Source organism: Bradyrhizobium forestalis (assembly GCF_002795245.1).
Taxonomy (GTDB): domain Bacteria; phylum Pseudomonadota; class Alphaproteobacteria; order Rhizobiales; family Xanthobacteraceae; genus Bradyrhizobium; species Bradyrhizobium forestalis.
In genome coordinates, this window is sequence record NZ_PGVG01000002.1 from 241939 (window position 1) to 261906 (window position 19968).

Consider the following 19968-nt stretch of genomic DNA (forward strand, 5'->3'; position numbering starts at 1 on the left):
TGCCGCGGACTCGGTCGGATCTCGGGGTCGGATCCGCTTCCCTGCCACCTCAGCCCCTTTTGGTTTAGCCGCGATGCGCGTTGTCGCCGCCGTTCTGTTGCTCGTGTCTGCGCTTCATGCAGGGCTGTGGGGGGTCTTGCGCGACAAGGAACCCGCGCCTGATTTCAAGGGCCTCTTGCCCAGCGTCTCCTACGCGCCGTTCGAAGGCTCGGCCCACCCCGACATCGACAACATCCCGACGGTCGAGAAAATCCGCGCCGACCTGAAGACGCTGTCGACCATGACGCGCGCGATCCGCCTCTATTCGTCCACGGGCGGCGTGGAACTGGTGCCGCCGATCGCGGCCGAGTTCGGCCTCAAGGTCACCGTCGGCGCCTGGATCGACAAGGACAAGGATCGCAACGAGCGCGAGATCAAGGCCGCCATCGAGCTTGCCCGCAAGAACAGCAACGTCGTCGGCGTCGTCGTCGGCAACGAGGTGATCTACCGCGGCGAGCAGAAGGTCGAAGACCTCATCGACATGATCAAGAAGGTGAAGGGCTCGGTCCGCGTGCCCGTCACCACCGGCGAGATCTGGAACATCTGGCGCGACAATCCGGACCTTGCCTCCAACGTCGATTTCATCGCCGCGCACGTGCTGCCCTACTGGGAGAACTTCCGCTCGGACCAGGCGGTCGATCAGGCCGTCGACCGCTACAACCTGCTGCGCAACCTGTTCCCCGGCAAGCGCATCGTGATCGCCGAGTTCGGCTGGCCGAGCCAGGGCTACAATTTGCGCAACGCCGACCCGGGTCCGTTCCAGCAGGCGCTGATCCTGCGCAACTTCGTCACCCGCGCCGAAGCCATCGGCATGGAATACAACATCGTCGAGGCCATCGATCAGCCCTGGAAGTTCTTCGAAGGCGGCGTCGGTCCGTATTGGGGCATCCTCAACGCCAGCCGCGAGCCGAAATTCGCCTGGACCGGCCCGGTGGAGAATCCCGACTATTGGAAGCTGATGGGCATCGCGCTGCTGGTCGGCATCCTGCTGTCACTGCCGATCCTGCGGATTGAAAAAGCGACCGCGAGACAGGCCTTCCTGCTGTCGGCAACCGCCAACGGCGTCGGCGCCTGGGCCGCGACCGTGTTCGCGTTCTGGAACGGACATTATTTCATCTTCGGCTCGGCCTTCGCGCTGACGCTCGGCATGATCCTCCTTGTTCCGCTGGTCCTGATCGCGATGGCGCGCATCGACGAGATCGCCGCGGTCGCCTTCGGCAGGCCGCCGCAGCGCCTGATCACCAAGAACAAGCCGGTCGAGAGCGTGCCCGAGAATTACTGCCCCAAGGTCTCGATCCATATCCCGGCCTATTTCGAGCCGGTCGACATGCTCAAGCAGACGCTCGATGCGCTGTCGCGGCTGAACTATCCGAACTACGAATGCGTGGTCATCATCAACAACACGCCCGACCCCGCCTTCTGGCAGCCGATCCAGGACCATTGCCGCGCGCTCGGTGAACGCTTCAAGTTCATCAACGCCGAGAAGGTGCAGGGTTTCAAGGCCGGCGCTCTCCGGATTGCCATGGACCGCACTGCGGCGGATGCCGAGATCATCGGCATCCTCGATGCCGACTATGTCGTCGATCCCGACTGGCTGAAGGACCTCGTGCCGGCCTTTGCCGACCCGCGGGTCGGCCTCGTGCAGGCGCCGCAGGAGCATCGTGACGGCGATCTGTCGATCATGCACTACATCATGAACGGCGAATATGCCGGCTTCTTCGACATCGGCATGGTCCAGCGCAACGAGGCCAACGCCATCATCGTGCACGGCACGATGTGCCTGATCCGCCGCGCCGCGATGGACATGGCCGGCGGCTGGTCGTCCGACACGATCTGCGAGGACTCCGATCTCGGCCTATCGATTCAGCAGCTCGGCTGGACCACCCACTACACCCGCTACCGCTACGGCCAGGGCCTGCTCCCCGACACCTACGAAGCCTTCAAGAAGCAGCGTCACCGCTGGGCCTATGGCGGCCTCCAGATCGTCAAGAAGCACTGGCGCAACTTCCTGCCCGGCAAGAGCCGGCTGACGCCCGACCAGAAGCGCGAATACGGCCTCGGCTGGCTGAACTGGCTGGGCGCCGAAAGCCTCGGCGTCGTCGTGGCGCTGCTCAACCTCGTCTGGGTGCCGATCGTCGCCTTCGCCGACATCGCCATCCCCGACAAGATCCTGACGCTGCCGATCATCGGCGCCTTCGTCGTCTCGCTGGCGCACTTCCTGTCGATGTACCGCGCCCGCGTCGCGATCAGGCCCGGCCAGATGCTGGGCGCCATGATCGCGGCGATGAGCGTGCAGTGGACGGTCTCGCGCGCGGTGGCGCAGGGCCTGATCACCGAGCACATCGCCTTCGCCCGCACCTCCAAGGGCGGCCTGTCGCGGATGTCGATCGAGTTCCAGGCATTCTGGGAGGCCGTGATCGGCACGCTGCTGGTGATCGGCGCCGGCGTCCTGATCGCCTCCAACAGCTTCCGCCAGATCACCGAGATCTACATCTTCGCCGGCGTCCTGGTGCTGCAAAGCCTGCCGTTCCTCGCCGCCGTCGCCATCGCGATCCTCGAGCTCAGCCGCATCAACTCGTTCCAGTTCTGGCGCGACAGCGCGATCCGCACCGCCGAGCTGATCGGCCTGCGCCCGGTCGCCCTGCCGACCCCGGCGGGAACGCCGCAGCCGGTGCCGAGCGAGGTGCGGCGGGAGGCGAACTGACCAGCTGTAGCTCGCCATCCTTCGAGACGCCCGCCTGCGGCGGGTCCTCGGGATGAGGTCGCGTCTGCGGCGAGATTGTCAGACCCTCATGGTGAGGAGCCCGTCAAAGCGGGCGTCTCCGGACGATGCTACGCATCGCCGGGCGAAACATGCAGGCCGAGCTCGTCCGGCGCCCTCCCCAGCAGTTCGGCGTGGATGACGGCCGCCAATCGGCTTGAAAATCCCGACCTAAGCCGTAGAGACGTCGAGCAAATCCCCGCTCCTGCCGCGAGTTTCAGCAACCACCCGCACTATTGACCTCAGCAGCCACTCCCCCTACACAGCGCGGGCCGAAGGCATGATCCGGAAACAGCCGGTTTTTCCCCGCGACGCAAGCTTAAGCGCAGCGGCAAGACATGCTTCTCGAATGTCCGACGACGATGGCGATCTCGTCAAAGCCATCAGCGGCCATGGGAGCGCGTAGCTCAGCCGGTAGAGCACGTGACTTTTAATCACGGGGTCCTGGGTTCGAGCCCCAGCGCGCTCACCAAACCGGATCAAGTACTTACAGCGGGCATATCAAACTTCGAATTTGCTGCGTGTCTGCAGCGTGTCTGCAAACCGATTGCCGATTGGGGCCTCGGCATCGACGGCGGCACGCCGGAGACTGAGCTCATCGGATTGATGGTGACGCTGGCGGCGGTCGCTGCCATGCTGATCGCAGGCTGGCGGCAGCGCCGGCAGAAGCCGCCGGGATGAGCTCTCCACCCACGACAGGCAGTAGCTCGCCCCCTAACCTAGCGGTTCAGTCGGCGCTTCAACGCGCGGATCAAGTCGGTGGAGCGCCTAAACCTGTTTCGATAACGTTTCCTCACGACCGCCTCGGTCATTATCAGCGGCCGCTCCGGAATGCGGTCTCTCGACGTCAGGATGTAGTCGAGAGGCTCCTTATTCTGCTCATCCAGCCTGACCACAACGGCGATACCCGGACGCTGCTTGGAGCTACGTCGTAGCGTCCAGACCTGACAGTGCCGTTGGGGATGCTGCCAGCATCGGACGACGCGCAATGATATGAAGGACCCATCCTTCACGGCCAAGCAGCCTCCCGCTCTCTCAGCAATGAGATCGGAGCCCACGCTAGGCACGCCAGCACCAATTCCCGCGGCGAGTTGCTGCATCAGGCTCACGCGTTCGCCATGCGTATCGATATAGCTGTAGTCTCCCGGAGGAGCAAAACCGATTGCCGCATACGCTTTGCGAAGACTGCCGAAACGGCGTTCATATATCGAGGCGCAGGGTACCCCTTTGGCCCGATTGATCGCATCGGCTGACAAAGTACCTAGCCGGAGCTGGAGAACGCGCAACTTCTTGAGCAACATATCGGACGACAGATGCTGTCGCACTCGACGATCGATAATCCGCTGAGCGTCATCGAACAAGTTGCGAGGTACAATTGGTTCAAGGGCGCCCTCTTTTCGGATCCACTTGGCCTTTCCGTTGATGACGCGACGCTGCCGCAGGTAGCTCGACGTCCGATAATAGACGGCGTTGCCGATGTAGTTTTCGTTGCGAAGGATGCGGCCGATCATCTGGAGATTCCACGGGACGCCGCGATGGTTGATTGTGCCCCTTGCGTTCAGCTCGTGAGCGATGTCGGTTTCCCCTTTCCCGCCAACGAAGCTCTCGAATATCCATCGCACAGTCGCGATCTCATCGTTGGACCCCGCCCGTAGCAACACTCTGTCGGTGTGCAATGCCTTCTGCTCGCCAGGCTGGAGAAAGCCCCTCGATTTGCCCGTTGCGTCGATCAGTTCTCTGCGCAGTGCAAAGCCCGGCCGACCACCGACCCTATAGCCGAGCCCGACGATCCGGCAATGTCCCGCAAAGACCTTTGCCGACTTGTCGCGGCTGTCCTCGGCCGCCATCAGGCGCTTCATGCTTTTCCAGAGGCCAGACATCGGGCTTCCATCGTTCTCAAAGATTTCAGCGCAATAGATCACCTTCACGCCGGCCAATTTGCAGATGAACTCATAGTAGGCGCTTTCATCCGTGTCCTGGAACCGTCCCCAGCGGCTGACGTCGCGCACAAGGACGTTGGCGAAGTCAGCGGCTCCCGATTGCACGTCGTTGAGCAGATCGATAAGCCCCTTGCGATTATTAATCCTCAGCCCGCTAATGCCCTCATCGAGATACGTGCGCACGATCTCGAGCCGATGCTCGGCTGCGTAGCTCGCGATCAAAGCCATCTGATTTGCGATCGAGTATTGTTGTCGATCTGTCGACATTCGGATGTATTGCGCCGCCCGGAGCTCAGTTTCGCGTCGTCGGAGCAATCTGGCATTCTGGACAGTGAGCGCAGTTCCCATGGAACGCCCCTATCGTTGGGCCACGTCCAGCCTAGCCCAACCAACCCGAAAACCAAGACGGACCATACTTCGCGAGCCACCCAAGCAGAAGTGAACCTATGATTGAAGCGAAGCCAGACCAAAACCAGGACCGGCCGCGAGCGGCGCTGATCGAACGGAGATATAGAAAGGCACCGAGTAGCGGGCCGTAGTTCCGTTTGAAGTCTCCGTTGAGCTTGGCGATCTTGGACAGATCGGAAGTCTCGACTTCGTCGGCCATTGCGCTGGTCCTCTTTTGGTTGAGCCAGCGCCCTATAAACTCCTGTTTTGCCCGACGGAGCAAGCGAAATTCGGTATATCAAAAATCTTCTTGATTCGACTCGTCCAACTCTTTCACATCCACGAGCTCCTGTGGCTTGCTCGGGTTCCGTGGCCCAATGGATTGATAATCTGACTCTCGCCGGCGCCGCTTCGACGGCGATGGTAATTTGTCGGTAACAACCGAAGGCTGGTACGATTGTCCGGCATTCCTTCGTCGGACTCGACTCCGCGGATAAGCCGTGGTTGCATCAGGCGTTTCATAAAACCAATTGGGGAAAGGCTGGGAAATGAAGATCATCGCTTTTGCAATCGCGTTTGTACTCACCGCAACTGCCGCCCAGGCGCAGTATCTGAGCGGCACCGGATCCAATCCGAGCACACACACCTCATCGGGCTACACTCGTAGCAATGGCACCTATGTGGCGCCTTACGTTGCGACCAATCCTAATGGGACCCAGCGGGACAACTTCGGCACGAGCGGCAACATAAACCCTTACACGGGAGCCACAGGGCATAGAACGCCGCGATACTGAGGCCAGGGTTCAATGGGCGGTCAAGCGATCGCGTTGTGGGGTTGGGCAGCGTACGACGCTGTCCACTTCGCGGCGAGGAAGCTCTTGCCGTACGCGCCATTGATTACGCCGCTAGTCGGCATAATCGCAGGGTGCATCGCGTTTTATTCCATTCACGTAACAAGGAGCATCGCGCGCAGACGCGCGACTATAGATTTCTTTTTAAAGACCGAAGTGGACAGCTCGATTGTTAAGCTGTTCCAATCCTTCGATGATCACGTGGAGGCAGTGAGCAAGGAAATCAGGGGAGGAAAGACGCTCAAGGAAATCGTCAAGAGCCCCGAATACAAAACAGTACACGCCTGCTTGAATATCCATGAACTCATCGCAGTTGGAATCCACAACAAGGTCTTTGACGAGAAAGTTGCCTACAACTACTGGTCGGGTGCCCTCGTCGGGCATTGCAAAGATGCAGCTGAAATCATCGACTTCAGCCGATCGGATCCGGACGACCTTTCCGCGTACATCGCAATGTTGGATCTCAACAAGCGCTGGAAGAAAAAGCTGGATGGCTGGGCGCTTCGCCAGAGGAAAAAGCAGCCGCCTGCCATCGTAGTCCCTGGCCCAATAACGCCAGCAGCCCCAGCAGGAGGCCAACAAACCCCGGTCGACACGCCGTCCGGACAAATAAAATAGGGCCCGCCAGCATCAACCGGCCCGACCAAGCCTAGATGAACGCGACGATCTTTGCTGCTCAGCAAAATGGACCGCGCGACGTACAGCGCTGTCCCGGGACTGTGGAGGGCATAGGTGTCGGCACATCAGGAGATCGCACAACTACTGTCGTTTGAGCCGGGGTCGCGTTGTCAATGGCCCTTGCCGTTGTACGCGCGCTGTCCAATTGAGCGCGACAATTAACGTAGGCATCAGTGCCAGGCCGGGCCCCATAGCCCTGGCATTTCTGATCGTCTTTGGCATTACGTTCCGCAATGAGTTGTTCGCCGGTGAGGCACCCGCCCAAAGACAAGCCAAGTGCCAAGATCACGACAACGCGCATTAAACTGTTCCCCCAAGGACGAAACGCCCTGTATCCAATCGCAACCGCTGGGCGAAATCAACCGGTCACATAGACCAATATGGATAGGCCCGTCAGCGCGAACCGGCGGGCCTCATTCCTATCGCTCGAGCCGCCGGCGGTGGGGCATCAGCTGCTGCCGGTCGCGCTTTCTGTGCAGTCGGAGGCGCTTCATGTGGTTGCCCCCCGATCAACCCGCTCCAGTTCTTCAGCAAGGTGTCGAGCTGCAGCTGCGCCCTTTCGGATGATGGCTCGGCCGTCGATACCTTCTGGCAAAGGATCTCTCCGCAACAGCATGCCGATCACTGTGACGGCATGGTCGACGCTGTGACACGGATGCCGAAGAGGATTGCGGCGGCGGCTTGCGCGTTGGCGGTTCGTTGCCGAGGCCTCGTCCGCTGGCATTCGGTGGGAAACATCCACAGGGATATGGGCCGCGGCGATCGCAGCGCTTAGCCTAGCCTCCGCTCTACTCAGGAGATCGGCGCGCGCGGCGGCGTGCTCCCGGTCCCGCTCCAGTTGCTGCTGGATAGTCTTGAGTTTGGTCTGAGCCTTCTCAAGGTCGAAGCGGACATCGCGGACCAGATCCGCCTCGGAAGAGGCTAGGATGAGCTCATAGCTGCGGAAAACGAAGGTATGCATATTCGGACCGGTCCGCCGGCGGCCACGCTCGACGCGGACCTCGATCGGAGTGACATTTGACGGCCGCAAGACGCAGCCGCCGCGGGGAAAAGCGATGACGTTGCTCATGTCATTCCCCCTTGCTGCCAGTCCTGCGAGCCAACCTGCTCGAGCAAGCCGTCAAGATCACCGACGCCAGATTCGGCGGGGTCTTGCTCAAGGTCGCGCCGATCACCGGCTGCCCATCGCCTTTGGTCGGTATGATGCTCTCCGAGGCTGCCAAGCGATGGCTCCAGGTCAGGATCCGGTTCGGTGCGGTCGAGGAAGGCGAGCAGCCGCTCGATCTGAGCTGACGCCTCTTTCCTGAGTCTGGCGAGGTCGCGGAGGGGGCTTGCGCGTCGCCGCTGTCGGATAGTGGGTCGGACTGAAAACGAATCCACGGACTCCGCTCGCGGCGGAAACGTGGGTCTATCGATGGTCATGGTGGTGCTCTCAAGGTTTGGCTTCTAAGGGCCGCTTGCCGTGACGGACGGCAAAGCCGGGGTCTTAGAACGAGCCTTGAGGACTCGCGGCGCAGCCTTTGGGGTTTCCCCTTGGACATCAGCCGCGGGCTTGGCGGCCCTCGGCATTGCTACGCCACCCCGGCCGTGATAGGTCACAGCCAGGTCGGCGCACCCGCCAAGGTGCAGCCATCGCGCTCAGAGCCCGCCAAGGCTCGTCGCGCAGGTCGATCCCGCCGCCAAGCGAGGTTCGCCTTCTCAAGGTCCGGGTTCTAAGGCCCAGCGGACAGCTTCCCTGATTTGCGGTTACCGGGCAATTAAAATCCCAACCCCTTCCGGGGGCGCCGTGGCGCGCTTTAGTCCCGCCCTGCCTTCCACTGCTCCAGGGAAATCACATCAACCCACGTCTTCTTCCCGCCGGGCTTTAGGGTGGCATCTAGGCCCTCATCGTGGAGAGGGTTGCCCACGGTGCGCCGGTGCCGGCTGATGAAGTCGACTATTCGACCAGAAACCTGCTCACGGCCTATCGCGCGCCGTACCAAGGCTTCTAGGACGTCCTGCGCTATGTCCATCCGCATCTGATAGTCATAGGCGTAGCTGATGAGAGATAATATCCAATCGTAATCGCCAGGCTGCATTTCGAACGGTGGGATCTCGGCGCGAGTTTCCGCCAGATTGAAGAACTGAGCGTTCGCCGGCACGATCCGGAAGCGCATCAACTGACTACGTGCCAAGGGATTTCTCGCGTTCGCAATGATGAGCCGGTCCAACTCCGGATTGGCAATCCGCCTAAACTTGAGGGTGTTGAAGCTGCAGATCGCAGGTCGGGAAGGAGTCCCGCGTGTTATCTGATTGATTGTCAGGCCCGCCTCAGCGGCTTCAATCACTCGCCGCTCTTGCCGCGGCGTCATTGGAGTAGGAGCGAACGTTTCTCGCCACCGATGGCAAAGCTTGCAACGTCGATAAGGCACACCATTGACAGGCTTTATCCCGATGTTGTCACCCGCCAGCAGATGACCACGCCTACAGTAGGTTCGCGTCAGCAGCTCACTCTTGCGGTTTTGGGCCAACACGGCGTTTCGCGCGACGAGCTCCTTAGCGCGCTGGCCCCACTCTGGGAATTCGCGGCAATGCGCTTCGAACCCCTCCCGACTACCAGAGCCGCGGCGCCTCTTTCGATCTGGCGTAAATCTTCCAGTAACGGCAGCCGCGAGTGAAAAGCCGGCTTCCAAGCGAGACATGAATTCTTGCGGGAATTTCAAACCCATCGAACCCTCCGCTGAGCGCAGAATTGCGCTGCGGAAGGGCGCGCCTGAGTCGGGGCAGAGCAAGGGCGATCGGTTGTCAATCCGATGACTTGTCAGGCTCGCCGGCGCCAGCCTCAATCGGGCCGGTCAACCAGCCCGAACTTTGCAAGGTGAGTTCGGCTCGTACGGGGCGTGAGGCGTAAGCCGCCCCCGGCAATGCCCGGATGTTGCGGGCGCGTGACATTTGCCGGAAGTGAGCCAAGATAGACAAAGATTCGCACAAATTACGGGCATGTGCCTGTTCGTAACTCCCGAAGTGCCTACGTTGTGCGTTGCGTCGAGTTGGCACCCGGGTGTCCAATGATCGTCATGTGCTCGCGCTGATTCGAAAGGGGCCTGAGGAACGGTCCGGTAACTGCTTTCAGATCAGTCACTGAGCACTAAAGCCGAAAGGCAGCCCCGTCTCACCGGAAGCTGCCCTTCATGTTGAAGCCTAGACCTCGGCGCGAACCGTGCTCCGACTCCCCCTAACAAGAGTCGTTGTACATCTACAGGACAAAATGTCCAGAGCGCCAGGGTCGCAAATCACTGGAGATGCGACTACGATGCAATACGCAATGCAGGTTTTTGAATACGAACAGCACGAGAAATTTAGCGTCATCAATCGAGACGGCGAGCCTTGGTTCGTCCTGAACGAGGTTTGCGCAAAGCTTGAAATTGCCAATCCAAGCGACGCCGCGTCTCGCCTTGATGATGATGAAAAAGATGTTCTCGGTTTTACCGATACCATCGGCAGAAGCCAAAAGCGTGTAATTATCAACGAGTCGGGCCTGTACTCGATCATCCTCCGATCGAACAAGCCGGAAGCAAAGCGTTTCAAGAAGTGGGTGACATCCGAGGTACTGCCATCCATCCGCAAAACGGGTGGCTACGGCAGCAAGGTCCCGGCCTTTATCCGTCGTTACAATGCGAATTGGGACCGGGTGAACAGCGGATATTTCTCCGTCATCAACGAGCTGACGGTCCGGCTTTGGGGTCGCCTGGAGCAGATCGGGTATGTGATGGCCGATCGGGCCCCTGACGGCAAGGAAATCAGGCCTGACACCGCTGTGGGCCGTCGATTCTCCGACTGGCTGAAGGAGAAGCATCCCGATCTGTGTGGCAACATCAGCTACTATCAGCACACCACCCCCGAATGGGAGGGCGAGGCGCGGCAATATCCGAACTCGATGCTGCCGCTTTATATCGAGTTCGTCGACAAGGTCTGGATACCGAAACATTCAGAGGAATACTTCAGAACTCGGGATCCCGCCGCTCTCCCGCATCTGCCGAAGCTGCTACCGCCACACCGGCCGAAGATTGGCTCAGCCCGCAAGCCTCCGAAGTTCAGGGCTGCGAGTTAGGGTTCTTTTACGACCCGCCCGGCGAAAGCTCGGCGGGTTGCCTTTTCCGCGCTTGGCCAGGGCTTCCTCACCCCAGATACGTCGCCTCAAGCAGCATGCCGGTTTCCTGGCCGCTAGAAGCATTGCGATGGAGCGGGGCCGGCGACGTGGGTACGACGCCCTTTCGGCGCTCAGAACTCCTGTGCCAGGCACTGGATGCTCGATATCGAAGATGTCGTGCCGGAATCGTTGGTCGCGACCGACGCGTCGTACCAGACCTGCACGCCAGTCGAGAGGCCGCTGATGATCCCCTCGACAATGAAGGCGGATAGTGGGCTTCCAGCCACCGTGGTCGTGTATGAGCGCCCGTTATCGAATAGTGTTCCCGTCAGCGCTGCGCCGCCGCTCGGTGCCGACCCCGTCCCGTAGCGACCCTGTATCGTTGTTAACTTGGATGCGTTGTTATTCGTGACGTTCCCAATGATGGTGAACCTGACGCGGCCGGTCGTTGCCGGTGTGACCTTGCAAGTTGCTCCGATGCCAATCATCACGCCCGTCGTACTGGCCGTGCCGCCCGGGTTCACAGGGGTTGCGCTTTGATGAGTGCTCGTGAGCTGCAGAGTACCGAAACCAACACCTTGGATCTGCGTCGAGCTCGTCCATTGCGCTAGCTGATTAGCAGACGGTGTGCCCGAGACGACGACGTTGCCGGTGCCCGCGCCGGCGTTGCAACCGATCGCGTGCGTGGTCGTCGAGTAGGTCAGCGCACCGCTGCAATTGGGTATCGCGCTCGCCGACGCGGTGGTCGAATTCCAATAGCCGAGGACGGTGTCGAGGGTCCCGGCGGCCAACCCGATCGTGCGCGAGCTCGCAAGCGTGCCGCCACCTGCGAGTGGTGCAGCGGCGCTGATCGAGGTCGTTGTCAAGGCCGGGGGCGCGCCTGCGTCGGCAAGCGTGCCCTGTGTTGCGCCGATGACGATTGCGTTGCCGGAAGTGGCGCCGGTGAACGTCAAATTCAATGTGACGCCGTTGCAGCCCGCGATAGTTACCGCATTCGGCGATGGCGGGTTTTGATACCAGGCGCCGGGCGAGACGACCGAGTTGACCGACGTGACCTGGCCGCCCGTGGCATGAACTGAAATGGTTGCCTGCGTTCCGGCGCCGCTAGTCGTAGTGGCCGTATAGTCGCCGTTGGCGGCGCAGCTTCCGGCCGACGCCACGGTCGCACTTGCCACTCGCGCAAGCGGAGCGGAAACCGAGCCCTTTAGCGCAAGCTGTCCGGCGAGCTGATCGAACGTGATCGCCTGCGAGGGGCCCGACCCGCTGCCGGAGCCGATGCGCCCGATCACCGATTGGTCGCGGATGGTGTTGAACTGCTGGGCAGATGCGGAGGAAATGCCTGCGGCCAACGCGAGCGTCAGCGCAAAACGGGCGAAGAGTTTCATCGCGAGCGCTCCAATTCTTTGACTTCCTCACGACGGTTTGGATTTTGGTCCAGCGCGCGACCGATCTTGATCTGCACCTCGAAGAAGCCGGGCGGCGTGCGCTCACTGATCGGCCATCGATCCATAGCGCGGACGATCGCGACGGCTTCCGCCGGCGTGAGGCCAAGAACGATAGGTTCGTCGGCCAATGCCGGCGCAAATCCCGCGATCAGCAGCCCAGTGGTAGCGATAGAACGGAAGATCATCGACTTTCCTTGCGTCCAGTAGCGGGCCGGGATTTTTCTCCCCGCGGTCCCGGCCATGCCGCAGATGACACCGGCTGCTTCGCAGAGCCGTTGGAGCTCGAAATTCTGCGGCCTTGTCCTTGGCGGGGGCCCGATTATTGGGGTCTTGCCCTCGCGGGGACCCGAACGTCGCCTTGTCGATCTTGCCCTTACGGGGATCGTTACGCTCTACGCCACTGCACCAGGCACGCTCATCGTGCCGAAATCGATCGCGAGCGCTTGGCCGGCCGGACTGAACCCCGCGGTCTTCGCCGCTACTATGCGCTTGCGCCGCACTTCCTCGGTTTCGTCCTTCACCTGGGCAGCAAGGTTGTCCCCCAGGCCAAGAGTGCTTCCGAGCGCGGCCCCCGCCGGCGAAATCATGCTGCGCTCCTGACGGGGCCCGCGCTGACGATGATGTTAAGCCGGGTGACAGTGCGCCGGGCCTCAGCATCGCCGCTCATGTATTTCGCGACGAAGTCGGGATCCTCGAGCAGCCGTGCCTTTGTCGCGACCGCGGCCGCGTGCTCTTCTGGGGTGACAGCGGCGCCCGTTATGCCCTGCCGCACCTCAGCTTCGCCCAGGCCGATGTTCTTCAGGTACTGCGCGCCGCCAACCGCTGCGAGATGGCCGCTCGGCTGAATTCCGTCGAACAACTGGCCCGCAACGGCCATCTCGACCCGCGTATTCTTCGCCTTGTCGACGGCCGCCTGCAGCTCGCGCAGCTCTTTGGCATGGCGCGGGTTGCCCGCGAGATATTCATCTCGCCACTTCGGATCGGCCTTCACCGCACTCAGCCGCGCCTCGGCCTCGCCGACATCCGTCGGTATCACCAGATCAGGAGGCGCCTCCTTCGCAAGAGCTGCCGAGGCGGCCGCATTTGCGGCCTCGTGCTGCGCGAACAGCAGTTCGCCGACCGTGGCTGAGCCGGAACCGTCGTTGCTGGGCATCACGCTATCTCCTCTTCGCTGTCGTCTTCGTCGTCGACGTCACCCCGCTCAAGGGCCACGATTTCCGCGCGCGCGGCCTGCTGAAAGCGGCGCAACGTCTCATCGTTCGTGAACGCCACCGGCAAGCCACCTTTGTTCGGATGGCAGCACCGACCTACCCCGGGGCCTATTACGCATTCGTTCGCTGAGCAGCCTTCGCAGCAGTCAATCGCGCTGATACCGACGAGCAGGTCGTCGACATCGGAATTGCGCAGCTCGATCACGCGAGCCGACGCCCCCATCCGCTCGAGCTCCTGAGCGCGGACCTGAGCGGCCTGCAGCTCCTCCACCGCGGTCTTCGCAGCGGCCACCTTGGCGCGATGCGCGGTCAGCTTCTCAGCAGCCCCGAACTGGCGCTGCACCGCCGCCAAAGCGAGATCCGCTTGCTCGGTCTCCAGCGCGGCGAGCACCTCGATGGCGCCGGCGAGCTTCGCACCAACTGTCTCTGAACCGGTCTCCGACTTCTGCCCAAGCATGATCACCTCAGGCCGCTTCAGTCGCAGGCGCTTCGGCGCCGCGGCTCTTCGCCACTGCTTCCTCCAGGCGAAGGCGCATCCAATCGGATGGCTTCCGCCGATCCTTCGCCGCCAGGGCTGCGATCTGGTCCTTCAATTCCGAGGGGACTTTCGCCCCGACCTGCACCATCGACATGGACGCTCTCTTGGTTTTCGAAGTTGAAGGCAGTTTGCGGCACATGCTCGCGATCTTCTACGCACAACGGAGATTTGTACCGCGGCCCCTGTGGCTTCCGCTTTTGCCAGCGCCCCTTCACGCGCTTGATCTGCTCTTCGTCCTCGACCACCTGCAGCGCAACCCCGAGCGCGCCAAGGATCAGCCCCAGCGAGTTGTAGGACAGATTCCGCGGCGCGCGCGGGGCCAGCAGCTTCGAGGTGTAGCGCTCCGGAAAGCCGGCGATCGCGTCGATCGTCTCGTTGCTCACGTCCAGGTCATCACGCCGCTGACGCAAGGCCTCGACCAGCTCGGCCATGGATGTCGCTTTCTTCGGGGTCACGGTTTTCCCCCGATAACGATGATCGACGAGGTGGACCGGAATTTTTGGGGCAGGCCGCGAAAAAGACCGGGGACCTTCAAAAAAGCACGCGGGGTTTGGATTTGCCCCCACCCCCACCCACCCCCGGTCTTTTTGCTTGGCAAGCCGGCCTTTTCGGCGAGCTCAGCTATTTCGCCGGTGATCGGCACGCTCGCGCGCACGTGGTCTGCTTCAACAGAGTGAAAGACTGAGTTGGCACCCGCGCGCGAAATCCCTTCCCCGTGATTTTCAGTCACGGAGTCGACGGCACAAACAAGCGCTTTTTCAATGCACTGCTGACCCGCAAGCAACGGTGTCTGCAATATGTCGGCGGACATCGCGATCGTAACGGTTACGTCGTCAGCCGGGCCCGGGCATAATGCAACGTCGCAAGCCAGCATCTCGCGGTTACGTCGCACATGGGTCAAACGAGCTCCCCTCTGCCCTTCCCTTCCAAAGCGGCGGGAGCGCCTAGCCGCCCCACAGGCGGCGTTGGGCGCTTCCAACGCTGGGGGGTATGGGGGGTTGGAGAACAGGCGTTGGAATGGGTGTTGGAAGATGTTGGAATAGGTGTTGGCACCCAAGTTGGCAGGGGTGTTGGAAGGCGCAGAGGAGCGTTGGTAGGGGTGTTGGAAGGTCAACCGAGCCCCCTCTCGACATGCTGACGGCGCTTGCTGCCTGGGCCCGTCTCGACCGTCCTGATCGCTCCGCGGGTAAATAGGCGCTCCATGGCGCGCCGGAAGGCTTCTGCGGTGACGCCGCCGGCTTCGGGGTCGCTTGCAAACTCCGATGGAGCGCTGCCCTTTGCCGAATGAGGGTTGACCCTTCGTCCCTGTGCATTGCGCTTGTCGAGCAGGCGCAGAAACAGCTCCTCTACGTCCCGATCGGCCGCCACGCGGTAGGGCGACGCCTCGCCGACCATCGCGGTCGTGAAGGTCAATCCGCCCCAGCGAAGGGTCACCTTCTCGCCGGTGCGGCCGTAGTTCGATTTGGTGACCGTGAGCGTTCGGACGTCCTGGTCGTCCTTGTCGGGGTCGCTGAGATGCATCATCGAGCGCACCGAGTTGCGCCAGTCGACGGAATTGGCGGTGCCGCTGCCGTCGGCCATGCCGCGCACCGAGGGGTGGTCGAGCAGCACGATCGCTGTGTCATGCTCGCGCGCGATCTTGCGCAGCATTGCGAGGAAAGCGCGAACCTGCCGGCGGGCGATTGCCTCGCCATCGAAAACCGCGGCTACGTTGTCGATCACGACCAGGCGCGGCTTGTGCTCGATGATCCAGGCCTCCAGCCAGTCCAACAGCGGCGCGCGCGACAGGCGACCGTCCTTGTTGGCGTGCACCAGCCACGTGCTCTCCAGGTCTGGGAACACCATGTGCAGGCTGGGCAGATTGTAGGGATCGAGGCAGCGGTGCTTGCAGATGCGCTCCACGCGGTCACGGATGTTATGCTCCGGCTCCTCACAGCTCAGGAAAAACGCCGGGCCGCCTTCGATCGTGCAACCGAGCCAGTCCGGCAGCCCGGCAGCGACGTAAACCAGGAGCTGGGTGATGATCTCGGTTTTCCCGCTGCCCCCGTTCCCCGACATGATCGTCAAATCGCCGCTCGGAACGCGCGCGGAGGCCAGCCAGCGCTGTTGCTCCTGCTCGATGCCTTTCCATACCGCCGGCGTGATTGCGGCATATGCGGCCCTGGCTGGCTCTGCTGTCTGTGCTTCGGGTTCGATAGTCCGACCGCCGAACGCGTCGAAGGAGTCGACAAGCGGCCGGCCATCGTCTTCCGTGGATTGGAAGCTGCTTCGCAGGCCAAGGTCCTCGAACACACTCAGGCCCATCTCTCGATTTGGAATTTTCAGCATCACGCTGCCTCCAGGATCTCGAGCAGGGCCGGTGCATCGTCCGGATGATTGCGGAGCCACGTTGCAAGCCGCTCCGGGTCGCCCGCGCGCAGGACGAAGTGGAAGGCGTCCACGGTGGATTGCGCCGGGCGATAGGCTGGCTTCGCGATCGGCATCACTTCCGGCGCCGGCGGCAACTCACCGGTCCAACGCCAGCGGTCCCGCGGATCGGCAAGCTCCCACTGCATCAGAAGCTGCGAGGCATATTCCGAGGGCCGTTCCTGTGGCGGAGCGAAGGCGGCCGACATGATCGCCTGGACTTCGTCCTGGCCGATCTCGGCAACGATGCTCCACAGCTCGGCGTGATGCTGAACGCAGTCGACGGCGGCGGCTTTCTCCAAGATGCCGCCCTGCCACCAACCGACGTAATCGCGGCAAAGCTCTTCGAATTCGGGGACGCTGCTCATTCGTCGTCCCCATCGAGCAGGCCAAGCTCCCGCGCCTTTTCCACAGCCTTGTTGATGGCCTTGGCGAGATCGGGCAGCCGGGTGACCTTGATGGCGATGCCCTTCGGGGTTGGCTTGAGCTTACCGTCGCGATCCATCGCGTGCTTGCGCACGTTGACCAAGTTGTGGCCCTGGTAGGTGGAGAGGTCGACGACAATCGCGTCGTGACGGCGGTTGGCCCAAAACTGGTCGACAACGACCGGCTCGGCCAATTCAGGCTTGCGGGCTCCCATGATCAGGCCGCCTGGCTAGGCGTGCGCTCTTGCGACCGCAGCCAGCGTTCAACGCTCGGCCAGTAATAGGTGACATCACGACCGACGCGCGTGACCGGCGGCCCCTTGCCGTCCCGCTCCCAATCGATCAGCGTGCGTTCGTTATAGGGTTTGCCGCGGACCTGCTCGCCTAGCTTCTTCGCTAGCGCCTTGCGGGTGAGGTAGTCATTCTGCGTCTCGTGCATCTTCGCTGTCCATGCGTTGCAGTTGCATGGAGGTTGAGCGAACGCCGTGCCGTTTGCAGTAAAAGGCCGTCCAGAATATCCGGCCTATTTCTTGGAATTGTCTTCCTCGATCATCCGCTCATAGGCAGTCCAGATCGCGTGCACCCTACTCTTGCCGAGGGTCACGCCTCGTTTCTTGAATTCTGCAATCGCGGACTGAATGTAGAATTTTTGACCCTGTGGCTTCTCGCTGCGTGCGCGAAGCTGGCGGATATAGTCCACGACCTGCCTCTCAAGGATCAGCGACGATGGCCTGCCCTGGCGCATGAAATAGACTTTCGCCGTCGGCCGCATCGTTGGCCACGGCGACGGGGTAAAAGGATCGATTGCGAGCGCCAGGAGCTCTGCAGAAATGCCCTTCATCTGATCTCGAATAGTGCGTGCCAGCGCGGCCCGCATCTCGTTCTCATCGGCGCTGAAGTGGCTCGGGCTGTCGACGTTCCTTCCAAGGTCCACATCGTAGCCGGATAGCAGGCGGATAGCCGCGGACTCGTCGGCCATCTTCTCAGCGTCCGACCTCGGTGAAGGTCCTGGCTCGAGCAAATAACCGTCGCGCTTCAGCGATGCAGCCAGATCCTCATCACTATTGCTCATGGCTTTGCGCCCCTCAATTCCGTGGCGTTCGGCTGCGGGCTGAGAATGAGCGCCAAGAGGTCGGCCAGCTTCTCGAACGCGGCGCGCTTCTCATCGAGGTAGGCGTAACGATCGTAAACACCACGGACGCCGCCGATCACGTGCCCCAGGCAGCGCTCGGCATGATCAGCAGGAACGCCGGCACGGGACATCAGCGAACGGCCCGTGCGTCGGAGGTCGTGCAGAACCCAATGGGGCATGGGCTCGCGGCCGGCCTCCGATCGGATTTTCGCGATCGTCTTGTCGAGCTCGCGCTTCGCTTTGCTGAAGCCACTGAAGCCTTTGGCGCCATCGGTCGTCGTGAAGATGAACCACGAATTGCCTTTGGCGCCGGCGGGTTTCTCGCCGAGCAGTGCCCGCGCCGCCTCGCTCATTGGGATCAGATGGTCAATACCGGTCTTGTAGCGGTCGGCCGGGATCGTCCAGTCGGCGCCGTCGATCTCGCTGGAGTGCATCAGCGCGGCCTCCGTACGTCGGGTAGTCGTCAGAAGCAGCGACTTGACGAAGCGTGGGTAGCAATCCGGCACGTCCTCGACGGTACTCAGTCCCGCCCAAAGGTCGCGTAATTCCTCGTCACTGAGGATACGGTCTCGCGAGTTTGTGCCGACCTGTCGGATCCCCTTCACGATCGGGTTTGTGAAATCCTCCTCGCGGGCCTGGAACCAATTGAATGCCTTGCGGAGGTAAGCCAGCGTCCGATCGGCCATGACCGGCCCGCTTTCGTCCTCGATCGCGTCGAGCATGTCCACGATATGCGAGCGTCGGAGGCGTCCCTCACCGAACACGGGCAAATCTCCGATATCAGGCGCAACGAGGCGTCGGAACGTGCTCGCGTACTGATCCGCGCTTTTCAGCTTCGCTTCCTTGCGGCAGTACCGGTCGACAAACATGTCGAGCAAGCCCGGGTGCTTTTGCTCGCGATCGGACGGATCCGCGTCCGGATCGAACGCTCCGCCGATCTTCAGGCCCTCGGGATTGTCACCGTCCTCCATCCGCCTGGTGCGCTCGGGCCTCGGGTCCTCCCGGTTGCCCCTGGCGAGGTCCTTGACCAGTTTGTCGGCCTTCACGATCGCGTCCCGGACGGTCAGGCTTCCACCCTGGGCATTAGCGTCCCAACGTCCGAGCGTCTCGAGATAGCCCTTTCCACCCTTCCGGTGAAACAAGACAAACGCTTTGGTGCCCGCAGCAGTGACGCGTACAGCGAAGCCCGCCGGCGCTTTCTTGCCCTGCAGCGTCGCCCCGCTGAAGTAATGCAGCGTGCTCGGTCGCGGCTTCCCACGGCTGTCGAGCTTCGGCGCCAGATCGGCGACGATCCTTTCGCTGATGTTCGGCATTGCCCGCCCTCTGTGTCTGCAGTATGTCTGCACATCGAACCTGATGCGAGCCTCAACCGACCTGATCGAAAGATCAAGAGGCAGGCGTCAAAATCACTGATTTTCTTGCTGTTTTCTGTGCAGACACGGGAAAGCGACTCTCGATCAATGGGTTAGGAGAATAAGGTGATTTTGACTTTTAATCACGGGGTCCTGGGTTCGAGCCCCAGCGCGCTCACCAAAGCGAAGTGGATAGGTTGATTGCAGAATTGGCAGCCATGGTGCCAGCGAATGTGGTGCTGGGGAAGACGCTCGCATGCGCCGAGGGGCACAGCTCGGCTCGAGGAAAGAGACTCGACGAATGGAGTCCGGTCGCGCCGCCACCGCGAATACCCAGACGATTATCCTTCGACGGGATCGACGTGATAGGATCCCGCCTCTCGTACAGCCTTCACTTCGGGAAGCGACTGCAGGCGAGCCATTTCCGAACGGTGAATCTTCCCCGAAACGACTGAAAGGCGGGGAAGGATCTGCTCGATCTGCAAACCGAGCCGCTTGAGCTTCTCTACGACACCGGCATCTTCGGCCGCGGCCCTGTTGCGTAGCAGCACAGTCACCTCGATCTGCACCGATCGTCTCCTTCTCAAAGGGCTAAGGAGGATGCCAGCCAGTTCCTGAACGAACACCGAAGGATGATGATAAATCTCTTGCCAGATCATGGTAAACGCCTGGTT

Annotated in this window: 21 protein-coding genes and 1 tRNA gene; 5 read left to right on the forward strand and 17 right to left on the reverse strand. The window is 61.6% G+C overall.

The annotated features are described in order from the left end of the window. Positions 1 to 73: 73 nt before the first annotated feature. On the forward strand, positions 74 to 2743 hold the full coding sequence (locus CVM73_RS03415) for a glycosyltransferase (RefSeq protein WP_100230593.1): 2670 nt from the start codon (positions 74 to 76) through the stop codon (positions 2741 to 2743). 453 nt (positions 2744 to 3196) lie between these two features. Then, positions 3197 to 3272 (forward strand) — tRNA-Lys (locus CVM73_RS03420). 247 nt (positions 3273 to 3519) lie between these two features. Here the strand turns inward: CVM73_RS03420 and CVM73_RS03430 are convergent. Next, complete coding sequence (locus CVM73_RS03430; protein WP_100230595.1) at positions 3520 to 5088, reverse strand: recombinase family protein; 1569 nt, start codon at positions 5086 to 5088, stop codon at positions 3520 to 3522. Between the two features lie 845 nt (positions 5089 to 5933). On the opposite strand from CVM73_RS03430, the gene CVM73_RS03445 reads away from it, so the two are divergent. Continuing rightward, positions 5934 to 6596, forward strand: a complete 663-nt coding sequence (locus CVM73_RS03445; protein ID WP_100230598.1) for a DUF4760 domain-containing protein — start codon at positions 5934 to 5936, stop codon at positions 6594 to 6596. 550 nt (positions 6597 to 7146) lie between these two features. Here CVM73_RS03445 and CVM73_RS03455 read toward each other — a convergent pair. Further along, positions 7147 to 7725 (reverse strand): hypothetical protein, encoded by a 579-nt coding sequence (locus CVM73_RS03455; RefSeq protein WP_100230600.1) that lies wholly within the window; start codon positions 7723 to 7725, stop codon positions 7147 to 7149. An 11-nt stretch (positions 7726 to 7736) separates the two neighbouring features. Here CVM73_RS03455 and CVM73_RS39630 point away from each other — a divergent pair, with 11 nt between their 5' ends. Continuing rightward, positions 7737 to 7949 (forward strand): hypothetical protein, encoded by a 213-nt coding sequence (locus CVM73_RS39630; protein WP_158237535.1) that lies wholly within the window; start codon positions 7737 to 7739, stop codon positions 7947 to 7949. A 503-nt stretch (positions 7950 to 8452) separates the two neighbouring features. On the opposite strand, the gene CVM73_RS39065 is transcribed toward CVM73_RS39630, so the two are convergent. Further along, positions 8453 to 9364, reverse strand: coding sequence for a hypothetical protein (locus CVM73_RS39065; RefSeq protein ID WP_146006562.1), 912 nt, complete (start codon positions 9362 to 9364; stop codon positions 8453 to 8455). A gap of 584 nt (positions 9365 to 9948) precedes the next feature. Between CVM73_RS39065 and CVM73_RS03475 the strand changes: the two genes are divergently transcribed. Beyond that, a complete protein-coding gene (locus CVM73_RS03475; protein WP_100230603.1) occupies positions 9949 to 10746 on the forward strand; it encodes a BRO-N domain-containing protein in 798 nt (265 codons plus the stop codon). Between the two features lie 170 nt (positions 10747 to 10916). On the opposite strand, the gene CVM73_RS03480 is transcribed toward CVM73_RS03475, so the two are convergent. The 14 genes from CVM73_RS03480 to CVM73_RS03545 form a co-directional block, all read right to left on the reverse strand. Next, entirely contained in the window at positions 10917 to 12170 is a 1254-nt protein-coding gene (locus CVM73_RS03480) for a hypothetical protein (RefSeq protein WP_100230604.1), read from the reverse strand. Beyond that, entirely contained in the window at positions 12167 to 12472 is a 306-nt protein-coding gene (locus CVM73_RS03485) for a hypothetical protein (RefSeq protein ID WP_208639161.1), read from the reverse strand. The genes CVM73_RS03480 and CVM73_RS03485 overlap by 4 nt, the downstream gene beginning before the upstream one ends. A gap of 150 nt (positions 12473 to 12622) precedes the next feature. Then, positions 12623 to 12817 (reverse strand): hypothetical protein, encoded by a 195-nt coding sequence (locus CVM73_RS03490; RefSeq protein WP_100230606.1) that lies wholly within the window; start codon positions 12815 to 12817, stop codon positions 12623 to 12625. Further along, a complete protein-coding gene (locus CVM73_RS03495; protein WP_100230607.1) occupies positions 12814 to 13383 on the reverse strand; it encodes a hypothetical protein in 570 nt (189 codons plus the stop codon). The genes CVM73_RS03490 and CVM73_RS03495 overlap by 4 nt, the downstream gene beginning before the upstream one ends. After that, positions 13383 to 13898 (reverse strand): hypothetical protein, encoded by a 516-nt coding sequence (locus tag CVM73_RS03500; protein WP_100230608.1) that lies wholly within the window; start codon positions 13896 to 13898, stop codon positions 13383 to 13385. The genes CVM73_RS03495 and CVM73_RS03500 overlap by 1 nt, the downstream gene beginning before the upstream one ends. A 17-nt stretch (positions 13899 to 13915) precedes the next feature. Continuing rightward, positions 13916 to 14410 carry a hypothetical protein gene (locus tag CVM73_RS03505; RefSeq protein ID WP_100230609.1) on the reverse strand — a complete coding sequence of 165 codons (495 nt, stop codon included), beginning with the start codon at positions 14408 to 14410 and terminating at the stop codon, positions 13916 to 13918. A 20-nt stretch (positions 14411 to 14430) separates the two neighbouring features. Then, positions 14431 to 14790: a hypothetical protein gene (locus CVM73_RS03510; protein ID WP_146006563.1), complete on the reverse strand. Its 360-nt coding sequence runs from the start codon at positions 14788 to 14790 to the stop codon at positions 14431 to 14433. Between the two features lie 299 nt (positions 14791 to 15089). Next, positions 15090 to 16307, reverse strand: a complete 1218-nt coding sequence (locus CVM73_RS03515) for an AAA family ATPase (protein WP_245452205.1) — start codon at positions 16305 to 16307, stop codon at positions 15090 to 15092. Then, positions 16307 to 16753 carry a hypothetical protein gene (locus CVM73_RS03520; protein ID WP_245452206.1) on the reverse strand — a complete coding sequence of 149 codons (447 nt, stop codon included), beginning with the start codon at positions 16751 to 16753 and terminating at the stop codon, positions 16307 to 16309. Before CVM73_RS03520 ends, CVM73_RS03515 begins: the two co-directional genes overlap by 1 nt. Further along, positions 16750 to 17025: a transcriptional coactivator p15/PC4 family protein gene (locus CVM73_RS03525; protein ID WP_100230612.1), complete on the reverse strand. Its 276-nt coding sequence runs from the start codon at positions 17023 to 17025 to the stop codon at positions 16750 to 16752. The genes CVM73_RS03520 and CVM73_RS03525 overlap by 4 nt, the downstream gene beginning before the upstream one ends. Positions 17026 to 17027: 2 nt before the next feature. Then, positions 17028 to 17249 carry a hypothetical protein gene (locus tag CVM73_RS03530; protein ID WP_100230613.1) on the reverse strand — a complete coding sequence of 74 codons (222 nt, stop codon included), beginning with the start codon at positions 17247 to 17249 and terminating at the stop codon, positions 17028 to 17030. 84 nt (positions 17250 to 17333) lie between these two features. Next, the gene (locus tag CVM73_RS03535) at positions 17334 to 17882 is read right to left on the reverse strand and encodes a hypothetical protein (protein ID WP_100230614.1); all 549 of its coding nucleotides are present in this window, start codon (positions 17880 to 17882) and stop codon (positions 17334 to 17336) included. Continuing rightward, on the reverse strand, positions 17879 to 19255 hold the full coding sequence (locus tag CVM73_RS03540) for a tyrosine-type recombinase/integrase (RefSeq protein WP_146006564.1): 1377 nt from the start codon (positions 19253 to 19255) through the stop codon (positions 17879 to 17881). The genes CVM73_RS03535 and CVM73_RS03540 overlap by 4 nt, the downstream gene beginning before the upstream one ends. 380 nt (positions 19256 to 19635) lie before the next feature. Continuing rightward, positions 19636 to 19953 carry a hypothetical protein gene (locus CVM73_RS03545; protein ID WP_100230615.1) on the reverse strand — a complete coding sequence of 106 codons (318 nt, stop codon included), beginning with the start codon at positions 19951 to 19953 and terminating at the stop codon, positions 19636 to 19638. Positions 19954 to 19968: the final 15 nt, after the last annotated feature.

Coding starts and splice junctions, on each gene's coding strand:
- CVM73_RS03415 (WP_100230593.1), top strand. CDS start 74: ATGCGCGTTGTCGCCGCCGTTCTGTTGCTCGTGTCTGCGCTTCATGCA.
- CVM73_RS03430 (WP_100230595.1), bottom strand. CDS start 5,088: ATGGGAACTGCGCTCACTGTCCAGAATGCCAGATTGCTCCGACGACGC.
- CVM73_RS03445 (WP_100230598.1), top strand. CDS start 5,934: ATGGGCGGTCAAGCGATCGCGTTGTGGGGTTGGGCAGCGTACGACGCT.
- CVM73_RS03455 (WP_100230600.1), bottom strand. CDS start 7,725: ATGAGCAACGTCATCGCTTTTCCCCGCGGCGGCTGCGTCTTGCGGCCG.
- CVM73_RS39065 (WP_146006562.1), bottom strand. CDS start 9,364: ATGGGTTTGAAATTCCCGCAAGAATTCATGTCTCGCTTGGAAGCCGGC.
- CVM73_RS03475 (WP_100230603.1), top strand. CDS start 9,949: ATGCAATACGCAATGCAGGTTTTTGAATACGAACAGCACGAGAAATTT.
- CVM73_RS03480 (WP_100230604.1), bottom strand. CDS start 12,170: ATGAAACTCTTCGCCCGTTTTGCGCTGACGCTCGCGTTGGCCGCAGGC.
- CVM73_RS03485 (WP_208639161.1), bottom strand. CDS start 12,472: ATGGCCGGGACCGCGGGGAGAAAAATCCCGGCCCGCTACTGGACGCAA.
- CVM73_RS03490 (WP_100230606.1), bottom strand. CDS start 12,817: ATGATTTCGCCGGCGGGGGCCGCGCTCGGAAGCACTCTTGGCCTGGGG.
- CVM73_RS03495 (WP_100230607.1), bottom strand. CDS start 13,383: ATGCCCAGCAACGACGGTTCCGGCTCAGCCACGGTCGGCGAACTGCTG.
- CVM73_RS03500 (WP_100230608.1), bottom strand. CDS start 13,898: ATGCTTGGGCAGAAGTCGGAGACCGGTTCAGAGACAGTTGGTGCGAAG.
- CVM73_RS03505 (WP_100230609.1), bottom strand. CDS start 14,410: ATGGCCGAGCTGGTCGAGGCCTTGCGTCAGCGGCGTGATGACCTGGAC.
- CVM73_RS03510 (WP_146006563.1), bottom strand. CDS start 14,790: ATGTCCGCCGACATATTGCAGACACCGTTGCTTGCGGGTCAGCAGTGC.
- CVM73_RS03515 (WP_245452205.1), bottom strand. CDS start 16,307: ATGCTGAAAATTCCAAATCGAGAGATGGGCCTGAGTGTGTTCGAGGAC.
- CVM73_RS03520 (WP_245452206.1), bottom strand. CDS start 16,753: ATGAGCAGCGTCCCCGAATTCGAAGAGCTTTGCCGCGATTACGTCGGT.
- CVM73_RS03525 (WP_100230612.1), bottom strand. CDS start 17,025: ATGGGAGCCCGCAAGCCTGAATTGGCCGAGCCGGTCGTTGTCGACCAG.
- CVM73_RS03530 (WP_100230613.1), bottom strand. CDS start 17,249: ATGCACGAGACGCAGAATGACTACCTCACCCGCAAGGCGCTAGCGAAG.
- CVM73_RS03535 (WP_100230614.1), bottom strand. CDS start 17,882: ATGAGCAATAGTGATGAGGATCTGGCTGCATCGCTGAAGCGCGACGGT.
- CVM73_RS03540 (WP_146006564.1), bottom strand. CDS start 19,255: ATGCCGAACATCAGCGAAAGGATCGTCGCCGATCTGGCGCCGAAGCTC.
- CVM73_RS03545 (WP_100230615.1), bottom strand. CDS start 19,953: ATGATCTGGCAAGAGATTTATCATCATCCTTCGGTGTTCGTTCAGGAA.